8 protein-coding genes, 19 tRNA genes, 3 rRNA genes and 1 other annotated feature (1 of these 31 cut by a window edge) are annotated in these 16,012 nt (G+C 39.5%); of the genes, 29 read left to right on the forward strand and 1 reads right to left on the reverse strand.

The window, feature by feature from the left end; all coding sequences use genetic code 11:
• Positions 1–332 precede the first annotated feature (332 nt).
• The 24 genes from ACKRLN_RS00005 (at position 333) to ACKRLN_RS00120 (ending at position 9,477) form a co-directional block, all read left to right on the forward strand.
• Positions 333–1,862: ribosomal RNA gene (locus ACKRLN_RS00005) — 16S ribosomal RNA — on the forward strand.
• Between the two features lie 223 nt (positions 1,863–2,085).
• Positions 2,086–2,161, forward strand: a tRNA-Ala gene (locus ACKRLN_RS00010).
• A gap of 287 nt (positions 2,162–2,448) precedes the next feature.
• Positions 2,449–5,529, forward strand: a 23S ribosomal RNA gene (locus tag ACKRLN_RS00015).
• A gap of 67 nt (positions 5,530–5,596) precedes the next feature.
• Positions 5,597–5,713, forward strand: a 5S ribosomal RNA gene (gene rrf, locus ACKRLN_RS00020).
• The 16S, 23S and 5S rRNA genes sit together here with 19 tRNA genes alongside, the layout of an rRNA operon.
• A gap of 77 nt (positions 5,714–5,790) precedes the next feature.
• Positions 5,791–5,865, forward strand: a tRNA-Asn gene (locus ACKRLN_RS00025).
• A gap of 95 nt (positions 5,866–5,960) precedes the next feature.
• Positions 5,961–6,049, forward strand: a tRNA-Leu gene (locus tag ACKRLN_RS00030).
• 111 nt (positions 6,050–6,160) lie between these two features.
• Positions 6,161–6,237 (forward strand) — tRNA-Met (locus ACKRLN_RS00035).
• A gap of 61 nt (positions 6,238–6,298) precedes the next feature.
• Positions 6,299–6,373, forward strand: a tRNA-Glu gene (locus tag ACKRLN_RS00040).
• 216 nt (positions 6,374–6,589) lie between these two features.
• A tRNA-Val gene (locus tag ACKRLN_RS00045) sits at positions 6,590–6,665 on the forward strand.
• A gap of 25 nt (positions 6,666–6,690) precedes the next feature.
• Positions 6,691–6,767, forward strand: a tRNA-Asp gene (locus tag ACKRLN_RS00050).
• Positions 6,768–6,793: 26 nt separating this feature from the next.
• Positions 6,794–6,869 (forward strand) — tRNA-Thr (locus tag ACKRLN_RS00055).
• Between the two features lie 64 nt (positions 6,870–6,933).
• A tRNA-Tyr gene (locus ACKRLN_RS00060) sits at positions 6,934–7,019 on the forward strand.
• 59 nt (positions 7,020–7,078) lie between these two features.
• Positions 7,079–7,152, forward strand: a tRNA-Gly gene (locus tag ACKRLN_RS00065).
• Between the two features lies 1 nt (position 7,153).
• Positions 7,154–7,230, forward strand: a tRNA-Arg gene (locus ACKRLN_RS00070).
• Between the two features lie 103 nt (positions 7,231–7,333).
• Positions 7,334–7,409, forward strand: a tRNA-Gln gene (locus tag ACKRLN_RS00075).
• A gap of 4 nt (positions 7,410–7,413) precedes the next feature.
• Positions 7,414–7,489 (forward strand) — tRNA-Lys (locus ACKRLN_RS00080).
• A 137-nt stretch (positions 7,490–7,626) separates the two neighbouring features.
• Positions 7,627–7,717, forward strand: a tRNA-Ser gene (locus ACKRLN_RS00085).
• Positions 7,718–7,719: 2 nt separating this feature from the next.
• Positions 7,720–7,813: transfer RNA gene (locus ACKRLN_RS00090), tRNA-Ser, on the forward strand.
• A gap of 14 nt (positions 7,814–7,827) precedes the next feature.
• A tRNA-Phe gene (locus tag ACKRLN_RS00095) sits at positions 7,828–7,903 on the forward strand.
• Between the two features lie 160 nt (positions 7,904–8,063).
• Positions 8,064–8,139, forward strand: a tRNA-Trp gene (locus ACKRLN_RS00100).
• A 33-nt stretch (positions 8,140–8,172) separates the two neighbouring features.
• A tRNA-Ile gene (locus ACKRLN_RS00105) sits at positions 8,173–8,249 on the forward strand.
• A 112-nt stretch (positions 8,250–8,361) separates the two neighbouring features.
• Positions 8,362–8,438, forward strand: a tRNA-Ile gene (locus tag ACKRLN_RS00110).
• A gap of 620 nt (positions 8,439–9,058) precedes the next feature.
• The gene (locus tag ACKRLN_RS00115; protein WP_203127429.1) at positions 9,059–9,244 is read left to right on the forward strand and encodes a DUF1659 domain-containing protein; all 186 of its coding nucleotides are present in this window, start codon (positions 9,059–9,061) and stop codon (positions 9,242–9,244) included.
• Positions 9,245–9,255: 11 nt separating this feature from the next.
• Positions 9,256–9,477, forward strand: coding sequence for a DUF2922 domain-containing protein (locus ACKRLN_RS00120; RefSeq protein WP_416334892.1), 222 nt, complete (start codon positions 9,256–9,258; stop codon positions 9,475–9,477).
• A gap of 52 nt (positions 9,478–9,529) precedes the next feature.
• On the opposite strand, the gene ACKRLN_RS00125 is transcribed toward ACKRLN_RS00120, so the two are convergent.
• The gene (locus tag ACKRLN_RS00125) at positions 9,530–10,042 is read right to left on the reverse strand and encodes a sigma-70 family RNA polymerase sigma factor (RefSeq protein WP_416334893.1); all 513 of its coding nucleotides are present in this window, start codon (positions 10,040–10,042) and stop codon (positions 9,530–9,532) included.
• A 260-nt stretch (positions 10,043–10,302) separates the two neighbouring features.
• On the opposite strand from ACKRLN_RS00125, the gene ACKRLN_RS00130 reads away from it, so the two are divergent.
• The 5 genes from ACKRLN_RS00130 to ACKRLN_RS00150 all read left to right on the forward strand — a co-directional run bounded on the left by ACKRLN_RS00130 (position 10,303) and on the right by ACKRLN_RS00150 (position 15,696).
• On the forward strand, positions 10,303–11,502 hold the full coding sequence (locus ACKRLN_RS00130) for a S41 family peptidase (protein WP_416334894.1): 1,200 nt from the start codon (positions 10,303–10,305) through the stop codon (positions 11,500–11,502).
• Positions 11,503–11,513: 11 nt separating this feature from the next.
• On the forward strand, positions 11,514–12,884 hold the full coding sequence (gene mgtE / locus ACKRLN_RS00135) for a magnesium transporter (RefSeq protein ID WP_416334895.1): 1,371 nt from the start codon (positions 11,514–11,516) through the stop codon (positions 12,882–12,884).
• A 17-nt stretch (positions 12,885–12,901) separates the two neighbouring features.
• Positions 12,902–14,266 (forward strand): magnesium transporter, encoded by a 1,365-nt coding sequence (gene mgtE / locus ACKRLN_RS00140; RefSeq protein WP_416334896.1) that lies wholly within the window; start codon positions 12,902–12,904, stop codon positions 14,264–14,266.
• 97 nt (positions 14,267–14,363) lie between these two features.
• Positions 14,364–15,062 carry an acyl-[acyl-carrier-protein] thioesterase gene (locus tag ACKRLN_RS00145; protein WP_296141854.1) on the forward strand — a complete coding sequence of 233 codons (699 nt, stop codon included), beginning with the start codon at positions 14,364–14,366 and terminating at the stop codon, positions 15,060–15,062.
• Positions 15,055–15,696 (forward strand): HD domain-containing protein, encoded by a 642-nt coding sequence (locus ACKRLN_RS00150; protein ID WP_203127436.1) that lies wholly within the window; start codon positions 15,055–15,057, stop codon positions 15,694–15,696. The genes ACKRLN_RS00145 and ACKRLN_RS00150 overlap by 8 nt, the downstream gene beginning before the upstream one ends.
• A gap of 189 nt (positions 15,697–15,885) precedes the next feature.
• Positions 15,886–16,012, forward strand: a binding site (T-box leader); it runs 107 nt beyond the window's last position.

Consider the following 16,012-nt stretch of genomic DNA (forward strand, 5'->3'; position numbering starts at 1 on the left):
ACAAACAACGACAATATGAACCGGATGTTAAAACAAACATCTAAAATGAAATTTAATATCAATGATTATGTAAAACAAAACATAATCAACCTATCAATAAATAACTAAAAAGTTATTGACAACTTTAACCAAGTTGATTTTTTTGATAAAAGGATGATTAACAGGCCAGTCCGGCCAAAAGAGGACCCTCCACGGAGTGGTCACAGGACGGAACGGCCGAGAAATAAATCACGCATTGATTAAAAGATCAGTGTAAATGAAAAGAGCTTGAATCAAAAAGCTTTTATGAACAAAACTTAAAACTATTATTTTAAAATAGTAGTTAAATAATTTTTCATGAGAGTTTGATCCTGGCTCAGGATTAACGCTGGCGGCGTGCATAACACATGCAAGTCGAACGATGAAACTCATTAGATTTCTTCGGAATGAAAATGAATGGATTAGTGGCGAACGGGTGAGTAACGCGTGAGTAACCTGCCTTACACAAGGGGATAGCCTCTGGAAACGGAGAATAATACCCTATGAAACTTTAACTTCGCATGAAGAGTAAGTCAAAGTGTTTAGCGGTGTAAGATGGACTTGCGTCTGATTAGCTAGTTGGTGAGATAAAAGCTCACCAAGGCAACGATCAGTAGCCGGCTTGAGAGAGTGTACGGTCACATTGGGACTGAGACACGGCCCAGACTCCTACGGGAGGCAGCAGTGGGGAATTTTGCACAATGGGGGAAACCCTGATGCAGCGACGCCGCGTGATTTAGAAGGCCTTCGGGTTGTAAAAATCTTTTGTATAGGAAGAAAATGACAGTACTATACGAATAAGGTCCGGCTAATTACGTGCCAGCAGCCGCGGTAATACGTAAGGACCGAGCGTTGTCCGGAATCATTGGGCGTAAAGGGTACGTAGGCGGGTTTTTAAGTTAGAAGTCAAAGGCTATAGCTCAACTATAGTAAGCTTCTAAAACTGGAAACCTTGAGTAATGGAAGGGAAAGTGGAATTCCTAGTGTAGCGGTGGAATGCGCAGATATTAGGAGGAATACCAGTGGCGAAGGCGACTTTCTGGCCATTAACTGACGCTGAGGTACGAAAGCGTGGGTAGCAAACAGGATTAGATACCCTGGTAGTCCACGCCGTAAACGATGAGTGTTAGGTGTCTGGAGTAAATCTGGGTGCCGCAGCTAACGCATTAAACACTCCGCCTGGGGAGTACGCACGCAAGTGTGAAACTCAAAGGAATTGACGGGGACCCGCACAAGCAGCGGAGCATGTGGTTTAATTCGAAGCAACGCGAAGAACCTTACCAAGTCTTGACATATTACGGAGGGCATCTAGAGATAGATCCTTAGAGCTTCGGCTCACTGTAATACAGGTGGTGCATGGTTGTCGTCAGCTCGTGTCGTGAGATGTTGGGTTAAGTCCCATAACGAGCGCAACCCCTTTTGCTAGTTACCATCATTAAGTTGGGGACTCTAGCAATACTGCCGGTGACAAACCGGAGGAAGGTGGGGATGACGTCAAATCATCATGCCCTTTATGACTTGGGCTACACACGTGCTACAATGGCAGGTACAGAGGGAAGCTACAGAGTGATCTGATGCAAAACTCAAAAAGCCTGTCCCAGTTCGGATTGCACTCTGCAACTCGAGTGCATGAAGTTGGAGTTGCTAGTAATCGTGGATCAGAATGCCACGGTGAATGCGTTCCCGGGTCTTGTACACACCGCCCGTCACACCATGGAAGTTGGCAATACCCGAAGCCTGTGAGCTAACCTTTTAGGGAGCAGCAGTCGAAGGTAGGGTCAGTAACTGGGGTGAAGTCGTAACAAGGTAGCCGTATCGGAAGGTGCGGCTGGATCACCTCCTTTCTAAGGAAGCCCGGCCTGGTGGGTGGAAAGTGCAAAGCACTTTTCATCCTAGGCGAATGTTTTGCTTGCAAAACAGAGACTAGGACGCCTCTACAAAGAGGAAAGAAAATCCACTAGCCAGGCAGAGAATGATACGTTATTCTCTATCAATTAGAAACACAGACATAATCATTGATATAAATTAAATTTCAATAACCAACTATATAATATAAAAAGTAAATATGGGGATATAGCTCAGTTGGGAGAGCACCTGCCTTGCACGCAGGGGGTCAAGAGTTCGAATCTCTTTATCTCCACCAGCAAGACCTAACCCCATTTGCAAAGCAAATGGATGGTAGGTCGGCCGTCAGGATTTCCAAACGCGCGAAGCGGGTTTGCAGGAATCTACGACGCTGATCGTATGGGTAATTAATCCGTACATTAGAAAATAAAATGAACCACTTAAACTGAATTAAAAATAGTACAAACAAGTACTAGCGTTATTTTGCCTCTGTCATTAAAAATGACAGAATTCAAAATAATTCGAAATCAAAGATTTCGAACTCACTCAGCTTAAGCTTAAAATTAAATAGCAAACAATATTTCCAGTCAAGAAAAAAAGGGCTCAAGGTGGATGCCTTGGCACATGAAGACTATGAAGGACGTAAGTGAACGAAAACTAGGGCAAGCTCACAAAAAGCGATGACCCCTAGGTATCCGAATGGGGAAACCCGGCTGTGGAAGACACAGTCATCATAAAGTGAATACATAGCTTTATGAAGTAAGACCCTGCGAACTGAAACATCTAAGTAGCAGGAGGAAAAGAAAGAAAACTCGATTTTCCAAGTAGCGGCGAGCGAAAAGAAAACAGCCCAACCCAATAAGAAATATATTTTTTAGCAGAATCATTTGGGAAGATGAACCAAAGAAAGTGACAGTCTTGTAAGCAAAAGAAAATATATTGTGGGGGCAAGTAGCAGTGAACACGAGAAATTTGCTGTGAAGATAGGGGGCCCATCCCCTAAGGCTAAATACTAACATGTGACCGATAGCGAACAAGTACCGTGAGGGAAAGGTGAAAAGAACCCCGAAAAGGGAGTGAAACAGAACCTGAAACCTTGAGCCTACAATCAGACAGAGCACAACAGTGTGATGTCGTACCTTTTGTAGAATGGGCCAGCGAGTTATCGTACTTAGCAAGGCTAAGTCTTTAAGAGACGGAACCAAAGCGAAAGCGAGTCTTAATAGGGCGAAAGTTAAGTGCGATAGACCCGAAACCGGGTGATCTATCCATGGTCAGAGTGAAGGTGAAGTAAAATTCACTGGAGGCTCGAACCGGGTGCGGTTTAAAACGCATCGGATGAACTGTGGATAGGGGCGAAAAACCAAACGAACCCGGAGATAGCTGGTTCTCCTCGAAATAGCTTTAGGGCTAGCCTATGATTAAAGATTTGCGGAGGTAGAGCACTGACTGGCCTAGGGCGGCTTACCGTACCAAAGCCTATCAAACTCCGAATGCCAAAAAATCAGATCATGGAGTCAGACTTAGAGGGATAAGCTCCTAAGTCGAAAGGGAAACAGCCCAGACCGACAGCTAAGGTCCCAAAATCTGGATTAAGTGGAAAAGGATGTGAACCTACTAAGACAACCAGGACGTTGGCTTAGAAGCAGCCATACATTTAAAGAATGCGTAATAGCTCACTGGTCAAGTGGGTTTGCGCCGAAAATAAACGGGGCTAAAATTCATTACCGAAGCTTCGGATTGATAGAGAATTTAAAATTGCTCAATCAACTCTAGAATATAAGAGAAGAAAAAGGTAAAACTTAGACGGAAATATTAACAATATACAATCAAGATAAAACGAGTTATCAAAATAATTTACGCAAATATCAAAACTAAGATACAAGGTAAGTTGTAATAACTATAATTATCACCAAACAACAGTCATACTAAAAATAGTATGAACCTGGTTAAAACGTCAAAGTATTTACCAGCAATTTTAAATACTCTATCAGTGGTAGAGGAGCATTGTATTAGGGAAGAAGCCCAAGCGAAAGCAGGCGTGGACTTAATACAAGAGAGAATGCTGGCATGAGTAGCGAGAAGGGATGTGAGAATCATCCCCGTCGAAACCCCAAGGACTCCTGAGCAAGGCTCGTCCCCTCAGGGAAAGTCGGGACCTAAGGCGAGGCCAAAAGGCGTAGCCGATGGATAACAGGTTTATATTCCTGTACCGCTTAAAGTCGCTATTAGAGAAGTGATGACGCAAGAGGATAAGCTAAGCTGCCCGATGGATGGCAGTCTAAGCACAAAGGCTGATTAGTAGGCAAATCCGCTAATCAAAAAGCTAATGTGTGATAGGTATCGAAAACATGAGTAGAGAAGTAGCCGATTTCAAATTGCCAAGAAAAGTCACTATCGATGACCAAAGCGCCCGTACCAAAACCGACACAGGTAGGGAGGTAGAGAATACCAAGACGCGCGGAAGAACCTTTGTTAAGGAACTCGGCAAAATGTCCCCGTAACTTCGGGAGAAGGGGAGCCATAGCGATATGGCCACAGAAACCAGGCCCAAGCGACTGTTTACCAAAAACACAAGTTTCTGCAAAATCGTAAGATGAAGTATAGGAGCTGACACCTGCCCGGTGCTGGAAGGTTAAGGGGAAGGCTTAGCGCAAGCGAAGGCTAGAACTTAAGCCCCAGTAAACGGCGGCCGTAACTATAACGGTCCTAAGGTAGCGAAATTCCTTGTCGGGTAAGTTCCGACCCGCACGAAAGGTGTAACGATTTGGGCACTGTCTCAACAAAGGATCCGGTGAAATTGTAGTAGTCGTGAAGATGCGACTTACCCACGCTAGGACGGAAAGACCCCGTGGAGCTTTACTGTAGGCTGATATTGGATTTTGAGATTAGATGTACAGGATAGTTGGGAGGCGAAGAAGCATGTACGCCAGTATGTGCCAAGCCATCCTTGGGATACCAACCTTCTAATATCAGAATTCTAACATTGACCCTTAATCAGGGCAAAGGACATTGTCAGTTGGGCAGTTTGACTGGGGCGGTCGCCTCCTAAAAAGTAACGGAGGCGTTCAAAGGTTCGCTCAGAATGGACGGAAACCATTCGTAGAGTACAAAGGCAAAAGCGAGCTTAACTGCGAGAGATACAGCTCAAGCAGAGTAGAAATACGGACTTAGTGATCCGGTGGCACCGCATGGAAGGGCCATCGCTCAACGGATAAAAGCTACCCCGGGGATAACAGGCTTATCTCCCCCAAGAGTCCACATCGACTGGGAGGTTTGGCACCTCGATGTCGGCTCGTCTCATCCTGGGGCTGAAGTAGGTCCCAAGGGTTGGGCTGTTCGCCCATTAAAGAGGCACGCGAGCTGGGTTCAGAACGTCGTGAGACAGTTCGGTCCCTATCCAGCGTGGGCGTAAGAAATTTGCGAGGACCTGTCCTTAGTACGAGAGGACCGGGATGGACATACCACTGGTGTACCAGTTGTTCCGCCAGGAGCATAGCTGGGTAGCTAAGTATGGAATTGATAAGTACTGAAAGCATCTAAGTACGAAGCAACCCTCAAGATAAGATTTCTAAAAGTACGTAAAGAAAATACGTTTGATAGGTCCAAGGTGTAAGTGCAGTAATGTATTAAGCTAATGGATACTAAACTTTTAATCTTGACTGGAAATATTGTTTCTCACAAGTGTGAGGTCTAATCGATAAGATCAGATGCTATTTAAAGGTTCAAAGAATATAGTGACGATGGCAGTAAGGATACACCTGTTCCCATACCGAACACAGAAGTTAAGCTTACTAACGCCGATGGTACTCGGAGGGTGACCTCCCGGTAGAGTAGGAAGTTGCTAAACATTTAATATCAGCTAGCCATCTTGGCTAGTTAGATATAAATGTAAAAAATATATTAGATTAATTTAAGTATAACTATGCTTAGGTAGCTCAATGGTGGAGCACCCGGCTGTTAACCGGTAGGTTGTGGGTTCGAGTCCCACCCTGAGCGCCAAAATTAGCTCCATTGGCTTTAAAATAGTCGTGATACAAGCGAATATTGCAAAGTAAAGCCCGAGGGCTAATGCCAGATAAATAATATTTATTTATGCCGGGGTGGCGGAACTGGCAGACGCACAGGACTTAAAATCCTGCGGTGGTTAAACACCGTACCGGTTCGATTCCGGTCCTCGGCACCAAAATTGGTTTTTAACACTAATTTAATCACTATCTGGTGAATTAATGGAGCATAGCTCTTTTATAGAATATGGTTTTTTTAGGAGCATTAATTCCTTAATTATTGAATTTGACGCGGGATGGAGCAGTTTGGTAGCTCGTCGGGCTCATAACCCGAAGGTCGTAGGTTCAAATCCTGCTCCCGCAACCATTACATAAAAAAACTTGCAAAATATAAAAAAATATGATATACTTATCAAGTCGTTTCACAAGGCCCTATGGTCAAGCGGTTAAGACACCACCCTTTCACGGTGGTATCCCGGGTTCGAATCCCGGTAGGGTCACCACTATTAATATTACTTTTATATAAAGATAAAATCTTCGTTTGACGGGGATACCACCGTCGGTGGTAAGTTTTTCGGATTCATCAATAGCTTGCGCTTTGATTCATCTCGAAAATGAAAAGTACTCCGTACTTTCCACCCTACAAGGGACTGGGTTACGAATCCCAGACTCCGTTTTACAGATATTTGATTTTAACTTATAATGTATTAAGTAAATATGGAAGTATAGCTCAGTTGGGAGAGCATCTGCCTTACAAGCAGGGGGTCACAGGTTCGAGCCCTGTTACTTCCACCAATTATTACTTTTATAGTTATTATATGGCTCGGTAGTTCAGCTGGTTAGAATGCCGCCCTGTCACGGCGGAGGTCGTGGGTTCGAATCCCATCCGAGTCGCCATTTGGATTGCAATAGTGATCCAATGTGCTGATGTAGCTCAATTGGCAGAGCAATTGATTTGTAATCAATAGGTTGTAGGTTCAAGTCCTATCATCAGCTCCAATCCACTTCTTTTATTAAAGGAGTGAGATAAAGAATATAAAATTCTTTAACAAAAAATAATTTTGGGGATGTTCCAGAGTTGGCCAAATGGGACGGACTGTAAATCCGTTAGCTTTGCTTTCAGTGGTTCGAATCCGCTCATCCCCACCATTTAAATTTTAGGACTTAATGATTGATAAAATTTGTTTTACCATTATAATCCGCATAATGCGGGTGTAGCTCAGTGGTAGAGCCCCAGCCTTCCAAGCTGGTTGCGAGGGTTCGATTCCCTTCACCCGCTCCATGCGCCCTTAGCTCAGCTGGATAGAGCAACGGACTTCTAATCCGTGTGTCCCAGGTTCGAATCCTGGAGGGCGCGCCACAATATATCTTCTTGATATATTAAAAAAAACCTTACAAAAAATTTGGTTATTTTATAAAAGTGTGGTATAATATATTTTGTTACTGCATTAAACAATTATCTTTGGGATATAGCCAAGTCGGTAAGGCACCAGACTTTGACTCTGGTATGCGTAGGTTCGAGTCCTGCTATCCCAGCCAATATGATCCATTAGCTCAGCCGGTAGAGCACCTGACTTTTAATCAGGGTGTCCGGAGTTCGAATCTCCGATGGGTCACCAAATTAGAAAAGCCTATTTCGTTTGAGATAGGCTAATCTAATACAAAATAATAGGCGAAAGTCAATTAAATTGGCTTTGAATCTTTTAGCCATTTGATTACTTACAATATAATATAAATCTTATTAATAATTACATATGGAGAGGTACCGAAGCGGTCATAACGGGGCGGTCTTGAAAACCGTTAGAGTCTTTCGGCTCACAAGGGTTCGAATCCCTTCCTCTCCGCCAATGGAGAAGTACTCAAGTGGCTGAAGAGGCTCCCCTGCTAAGGGAGTAGATCCTTTCAAAAGGGATGCGAGGGTTCAAATCCCTCCTTCTCCGCCAATAAAATATATTATGCCCAGATAGCTCAGTCGGTAGAGCAGAGGACTGAAAATCCTCGTGTCGGTGGTTCGATTCCGCCTCTGGGCACCAATAAAAGCCTGTGCGGCTATTGGAGCACTCTCCATGAAATGGTCGCCGTATGCGAAACAAGCCTGTCCGGCTTAAGGAGGACTCGTGCCTTAGCACGAAATAACCGCAGGTCCTAACGGACCGAGGACCCTCTATAGGGTCTTATTTTTTTAAAAAATATAGGGGAGTAGTTCAGCTGGTAGAACGTCGGTCTCCAAAACCGGATGTCGCGGGTTCAAGTCCTGTCTCCCCTGCCAAAAAAATTATATTATATTTTATATTTATCTTATGGACCTGTAGCTCAGGTGGTTAGAGCGCACGCCTGATAAGCGTGAGGTCGGTAGTTCGAGTCTACTCAGGTCCACCATAATGACTTATCACCATTTATTAAGCAAATGGATGGTAGGTTGGCCGTCAGGCTTTCCCAATAGCACGAAGGGCGATTGGATAGAAAGCTACGACTTTTTTAATATTTTTGTGGGCCTCTAGCTCAGTTGGTTAGAGCGCCCGGCTCATAACCGGTAGGTCCAGGGTTCGAGCCCCTGGAGGCCCACCAAGTTTGGCACCCTTTATGGGTGCCTTTCTTATTATCTACATATATACTTTGTTTGAATTACCGGTTATAAGCCTATCGACTCATAAGAGTTCTTTGGATTCGCTATCGCTCATCTCAAAGATTTCAAATGCAAGCATTTAAAACCCTACCGGGACTAGGTCACAGAGTTTGAGCCCTTGGAGTCCCACCAGACTAGCACCATCTTTGATGGTGTTTTTCTTTTTTATATACATAAAATTCTGTATTTACGATCAGTTATGAGCCTTAAGAAAACGCGCTTATTGTGGAGCTCTTTCGCCCTGAGCTAAGTAGTCGAGGTAAATATGCTCAATCAAACATATTTATCTAGATAATAGCAGTTTTTAATTCGGCATGCGTATATTAAGGCGCACAGCTAGGTCTACATGTACTTGCATTATAAATTCCTTGATTGGTATTCATATCGAGGATAAGTCTGTTATAAAGGTCATATAAGCTTTTATAAATCACTGTTTAAGCTTACATGCACTGCCAAGATTATTATTTTATCCTTATAAAATTTCCTCGGGAAAAATCTCTATATTTTTCTATATATAAGTGTAGGGCCACTACACAATATATTTATAATAAATGGAGGAAATATGAAATTACAAATTAAGTTTAAGGCAGTATCTGCCGATGGATCTGAGAGAAAAGTTACTAAGACTTTTTCTAGAATTAACGAAGCTGCCTCAGATGAACAATTAAAAGATTTTGCACTTGCATATATATCACTTTCTGAGGCTGATGATGTTGAAATATATCTATTAAGAGCGGATAGATTATAAGGAGGATATAAATGGCTAATAGAAAATTAAAATTATACTTTAAAGATGCATCTCAAAATCAAAAATCAGTTTCTATTGACTATCCTAGAGCTGACTACAGTCCTAGTGATCTAAAGGCTGCTATGGATAGGATGCTTGCTTCAACTGTCCTTGTCACAAAATATGGTCCTGTATCAATAAAAGATAAGGCTGAGCTTGAGAATGTTACAAAAAGAGAATTAGAAATCGCTTAATAATATATAACTCCAAAATTCCTTGTGAATCTTGGGGTTATTTTTAATTAAATTACTCTTTGCTCAATTCATCCTTTAATATCCTTAAAGCAAGGCTTGATTTATTAGCAATAGTTTTATAAGATAAGTTCATTTTATCAGCTATTTGCCTATTAGTCATATGTTGGAAATATTTATCCCAAATTATAGATTTTAAATCTAATGGTAGATTATTTATTTTTTGATATAGCATATTATTTGTTTCTGCTTCTATCAAATCATTTTCGATATCGTAATCATCAACCACACTTTCTATTATTGGATTACCATCATTATCAAAATCATCAAGTGATACTAGCTTTATTTTCTTGGTCTTATCTAGGAAATGGTAGTAAAGTTTTTGCTTTAAGAAGTTTCCAAAAGTTCCCTTTTTTTCATCATATTCTAGTATAGCATCTATTAATATCATTTTTGATTCATCGATAGCTTCATCAAACTCAAATACTGAAAATCTCCTAGCATTGGCAACGATTAATGGCATATAAGCATCCATTACTTGCTTTGAATTGTCTAAATTTATCTTCATATTAAAACCTTTCAAAGCGCGCGCTTATTTTTTTATATTTTGTCGACAAGGATATAATAAAACAAATTTACGAAAAAGTTTAATTGGATAAATGGCTTAATATAGGGAAAAAATATGGGAAAAAGATTTTGTATAGGGGCAAATATAGGGTAGAAAGTAAATGGGAAAAAGCTTTATGTTAGCTTTAAAAAATAGTATAATTTTATTATTATTGCCTTTTTTTAAGGATTTATTCTTAGAAAAAAATTCAAGGAGGATTTATGAAAAAATTTGGAAAATTTCTGCTTGCCCTTATTTTGGTGGCAGGTGTTGGATTTACTGGTTTTACCCTAGGAAAAAACGCAAGTCTTACTTCTACATCAAGCAATCGTGATGTTGAGCACATTGCCGAAATGGAGGGATTAAAGAGCTTACTAGATCAGAATTTTCTTTTTGATTATAAGGAAGACCAAATTTATGAAGGGTCATTAAAGGGAATGTTTGCAAACCTTGGCGATCCATATACAGCTTATTACACACCAGATGAGTTTAAAAAGCTTATGGAAACACTTAATGGGCGCTACACTGGCATAGGTGTTTCTGTTCAAGCCAGCAAGGAAGGATACATCAAGGCGGTTTCTGTTTTTGATGATTCTCCTGCAAAGGAAGCTGGTCTTGAGTCTGGAGACTATATTACAAAAGTAAATGGAAAAGCCTATGGAGCTAATCAACTTGAAGAAGCCGTTGCTGAAATCAAAGGTGAGGCTGGCAGCGAGGTGACCCTTACAATATTAAGAACAGAAGAGGGCAAGACAAACAGCAAGGAATTTGATGTAAAAGTTGCTCGTAGGGATGTAAATGTGGACACTATCGATGATGATATCCTAGAAGTGCGTGGCAAAAGAATAGGCTACATCCATATTAAGGCCTTTGATGATATTACTTGGCAAGATTTCTCAGATACTTATAGTAAACTAATGGCTCAAAATATCGACGGACTTATCCTAGATGTAAGAAACAATCCAGGTGGGGCCTTAGATGTAGTTATAAATATTGCTGATAATTTCCTAGATGAGGGTGTTATTGTAAGTACAAAAGATAAAAAAGGAAATGTTGTAACAGAAAAGTCTGATGCAAATGCTAGCGACATCCCATTGGTTATGCTTCAAAACGAAAACTCTGCTTCTGCAAGTGAAATTTTGGCAGGTGCAATGAAAGACCGCGATCGAGCAAAGGTTGTGGGTACCCAATCATTTGGTAAGGGAGTTGTTCAAAAAGTATTTACATTAGATAATGGAGCTGGTGCAAAAATCACTATAAGCGAATATTTCACACCAAATGGCACACAAATAAATAAGGTTGGAGTGACTCCCGATATTGAAGTAAAAGCTGATGATAAGTTAGATATTAACAAAATGGACTTTAAAAATGATAACCAATTTGTAAGTGCCTTAAACGAACTGCTTAAAGAAATAGAATAAGGAGGTGGTCCATGGATCAATACAAATCAAGCGAAGAAAGAAAAGCTGAGCTTAGCTATCTTTTAGAGCACAAAAATTTAACAGAACTTTCAGAACTCCTTAATAGAACAAACCCTGTTGATATCGTAGATTTTATCGAGGAATTATCCTCAGAGGAAGCCCTAGTTTTATATAGGCTGCTTAAAAAAGAAGATGCAGTAGAAGTTTTTGCTGAGCTTGACCAAGACGATAAGGAAAAACTTCAAGAAGGCCTAAACGATGATGAGTTTAAGGAACTTCTTGATGAATTAAACTTTGATGATATGATCGATACCTTGGAAGAAATGCCAGCAACTATGGTCCAAGAAATCCTAAAGACTTCTGATAATGAAACTCGTGATTTGGTAAATGAGTACCTTCAGTTTCCAGAAGACTCAGCCGGAACCTTGATGACAACTGAGTTTGTTGAAGTTAGAGCTGATATGACAGTAGGAGAAACCTTGGCTATGCTCGAAGAAGTGGGCAAGGATAAGGTAACAGTCTACACTTGTTATGTAACTGATGAGACTCACAAACTTTTAGGCTATGTGTCACTTAGGATGATTGTAACACGTGATCTTGATACAAAAATATCTGAGCTTATGTTTGAAGATGTCATCTATGTTTATACCACAGATGATCAAGAGGACGTAGCCCACACCTTCCAAAAATATGGGTTTACAGCTCTACCAGTTGTTGATAATACCAATAGATTAGTAGGAATTATAACCGTTGACGATATCATGTGGATCATCGAACAAGAGGATACAGAAGACTTCCAACGTATAGCCGGTACTACACCAGATGAGGCTGATTATTCCAAAACTTCTGCTTGGGCTCTAGCAAAAAACAGGATTCCATGGCTAATGTTTCTTATGATATCAGGAGCATTTACATCAACCATTCTTAAAAGATATGAAGATGTCATCCAGACAGTAATTGCCCTAAATATGTTTATACCAATGCTTACTGGTTCTGGTGGTAATGCTGGTAGCCAGGCATCAACTCTTGTAATCCGTGCTATGGCAACTCATGACATAGAGCCAAGTGATTGGTCAAAGGTTGTTGTAAAAGAAATCATAGTTGGACTTATCTGTGGTCTAGCCCTTGGTCTTGTAGCCTTTTTAAAATGTTATTTCTTTGATAAAGTTGCTATGAATGTAGCCCTAGTTGTTGCTTTTACAATCCTTGCAATTGTTGTTCTAGCAAAGGCTATTGGTTCGCTTTTACCAATTGTTGCAGAAAAACTAGGAGCAGATCCAGCAATAATGGCTAGTCCTTTGATTACAACAATAGTAGACTCACTTGGACTAATTGTTTACTTTAATATTGCCCAAGCCATATTACCAGGACTAAATATCTAAGAAGGGAGGCATATAATATGTACACATACAAATCTACAGAAAATAGGCTAACTGAGCTTAGATATCTATTAGAAAAGAAAAGACCAAACGAACTTGCAGAACTTTTAAGGCGTACAAATCCAGTTGATATAGTAGAATTTATCGAAGAATTATCAGCTGAACAAGCCCTAGTTGTCTTCAGACTCCTTAAAAAAGATGATGCAGTCGAAGTTTTTGCCGAACTAGAAAGTGAAGAGAAGGAAAAACTTCAAAATGGTTTACAAGAACGTGAGTTTAAAGAGCTTTTAGAGGAGCTAAACTTTGATGATATGATTGATACTTTGGAAGAAATGCCAGCGGCTATGGTTCAAAGAATTTTAAAATCATCAGATAAACATACACGTGATTTGGTAAATGAATACCTAAAATTCCCAGAAGACTCTGCGGGCAGACTTATGACAACAGAATTTGTGGAACTAAAACCATATATGACTGTAAAGGATGCTCTTGCCCATATCAAAAAAGTAGGACATGACATGGTTACTCTTTATACTTGCTATGTTACAAGTCCTACCAAGGAAATTTTGGGATATGTATCTTTAAGATCAATTGTAACCAATAAACCTGGTACTCTTATAGATGATTTGATGTACCAAGATGTTATTACAGTAGCAACTACTGATGACCAAGAGGATGTGGCTCGTGCCTTCCAAAAATACGGTTTTACAGCCTTACCAGTAGTTGATCACACAAATCGTTTAGTAGGACTGATTACAGTTGATGATATTATGTGGATCATCGAGCAAGAGGCAACCGAGGACTTCCAACGTATTGCTGCTACCACACCAGATGAGGAAGATTATTCAAAAAGAACACCACTTTCTCTTGCAAAAAACAGGATTCCTTGGCTAATGTTTCTTATGATATCAGCAACATTTACATCAACAATCCTAAAAGGCTACCAACACATTGTCCAAGCAGTTATTGCCCTAAATATGTTTGTGCCAATGCTTACAGATAGTGGTGGTAATGCTGGTAGCCAGGCATCAACCTTAGTAATTCGTGCTATGGCAACTGATGATGTGGAGCCAAAGGATTGGGCAAAAGTTGTTTTAAAGGAAATCACAGTAGGATTTATTTGTGGACTAGCCCTTGGGATTGTAGCATTTTTAAAATGTTATTTCTTTGATAAAGTTGCTATGGATGTATCGCTTATTGTAGGACTTACTATTGTATTTATAGTAGTTTTAGCAAAAGCAGTTGGTTCACTTTTACCAATGGGTGCAGAAAAACTAGGATTTGACCCAGCAATAATGGCAAGTCCATTGATTTCGACAATTGTCGATTCACTTTCATTAATTGTATACTTTACAATTGCTCAGATGATTATCCCTGGGGTTTAAAGAGTAATAATAAAAAAACAATCACACCAAAACGGGTGTGATTTTATTTTGCAAAAAATTAGTCATAAACTATAATAATTTTAGAAAGAAGGATTATATGTCTTATAGTAAAAAAATAAAAATACCATATATGTTATGCGATAGATATGAAAATTTATCTTTAAGAAACTTGGTCAGCATTATGGGAGATGTTTCTCTGACTCATTCTTATATTCTAGATAAAGATTTAGATAAGCAAAAATATAGGTGGATTGTTTACTCTTGGGATATTGAACTTATAAGCCCTGTAACTTATAACCAGGAGATAGAAGTAACAACTCATATAGTAGATATAAATAAATTTTATGCTCACAGAAATGTAGAAGTAAGCTTTAAGGGAGAAATAGTTGCTAGGGCCTATGGGGTATTTTTGCTCCTAGATATAGATAGGATGCGTCCTATAAAGATGAGCCCTAACCACAATGAAGCCAGCGAAAAAGAAGAATTGATATATGAAAAGCCAGATTTGACCTACAAAAAAGATTTTGAAAATACCAAAGAAATCATGGTAAGATATACAGATATTGATAGCAATTTTCATGTAAACAATGCCGTATATTTTGATTATATATACGACTTGTGCAAGCTAGATACAAGGGATATTAAGTTTTTGAATATAGTCTATAAACATGAGATTAGGAATAAAAATTCAGTTATTGGCGAATATATTACATATGATGATGTCATAGATTATAGGCTAAGATCTGCTGATGATAATAAAATTTACACTTATGGGAAGATTATAAAAAATGTATAAAGATGGATATGGAAATATTCCAAATAAGGACAAAATAATAGCATATTTAGAAGAAGGATATGAAAAAAATCCAGGAAAATGGGTCTTACACTTGTGGACCATTGGCAAAACCGCTCAAAAAATGGCTCCCGAACTAGGACTTGATCCAGACATTGCCTTTGCTTGTGGGGCCCTTCATGATATTGGAAAATCTACTGGAGCAAAGGATGCTGAGCATTTTTATGAGGGCTATAAGATTTTAAGGGCCGATTCATATTTTTTCCCAGCCCGTATTGCTCTAACCCATAGCTTTCAAATAAAAAATGTGGATGCCTATGTGGGAGATTGGAATATTTCTGATGATAAAAAAGAATTTATACGTGATTTTCTAAAATTTAATGAATACAATGACTATGACCTATTAATCCAATATTTAGATGGGGTTATTAAAACAGAATATTTAGGTATTGAAAAACGTGTAGCTGGCGTTTTAGAAAATCATGGGTCAAATCCATATTTTGACCAACGCAAAGAAAAACTTTACCAATTAGAAGATTATTTTAGCAAAAAATTATCAAATCCTGTCGAAAAATATTTGCCAAATCCAAGATGGTATAAATTTCCTTATAAGTACTTTAGAGGAAGTGGGCTATAAACTTGCAAATGGACTCTTTGGGTGTATATTATAAGTGAATTTATTTTACCACCCGTTGGAGGCAGCCTAGCCTCCAACATTTTTTTAGCTATTAAAAAATGAATATAATACATTTTTTTAAATAATTTTTAAAAAAATATTTGACAAACATTTTAAGGCGTGGTAATATTTACTTATCAAATAGTTTTACAAAACCATATGAGAAGAAGAGTAGTCTAGATGGACATTCTACAGAGAGCCCAGTTTTGGTGAGATGGGTGGATAAAAGTTTAGATGAAGATGGCCTTTTCTTGGGGTGAGTCGATAGTTAGATTCA

The sequence above is a fragment of the Anaerococcus sp. AH8042_DFU013_CI05 genome, assembly GCF_047936775.1.
Classification (GTDB): domain Bacteria; phylum Bacillota; class Clostridia; order Tissierellales; family Peptoniphilaceae; genus Anaerococcus.

Excerpts from the sequence above, each read along its gene's own strand:
- ACKRLN_RS00115 (WP_203127429.1), top strand. The coding sequence starts at position 9,059 with ATGAAATTACAAATTAAGTTTAAGGCAGTATCTGCCGATGGATCTGAG.
- ACKRLN_RS00120 (WP_416334892.1), top strand. The coding sequence starts at position 9,256 with ATGGCTAATAGAAAATTAAAATTATACTTTAAAGATGCATCTCAAAAT.
- ACKRLN_RS00125 (WP_416334893.1), bottom strand. The coding sequence starts at position 10,042 with ATGAAGATAAATTTAGACAATTCAAAGCAAGTAATGGATGCTTATATG.
- ACKRLN_RS00130 (WP_416334894.1), top strand. The coding sequence starts at position 10,303 with ATGAAAAAATTTGGAAAATTTCTGCTTGCCCTTATTTTGGTGGCAGGT.
- mgtE (WP_416334895.1), top strand. The coding sequence starts at position 11,514 with ATGGATCAATACAAATCAAGCGAAGAAAGAAAAGCTGAGCTTAGCTAT.
- mgtE (WP_416334896.1), top strand. The coding sequence starts at position 12,902 with ATGTACACATACAAATCTACAGAAAATAGGCTAACTGAGCTTAGATAT.
- ACKRLN_RS00145 (WP_296141854.1), top strand. The coding sequence starts at position 14,364 with ATGTCTTATAGTAAAAAAATAAAAATACCATATATGTTATGCGATAGA.
- ACKRLN_RS00150 (WP_203127436.1), top strand. The coding sequence starts at position 15,055 with ATGTATAAAGATGGATATGGAAATATTCCAAATAAGGACAAAATAATA.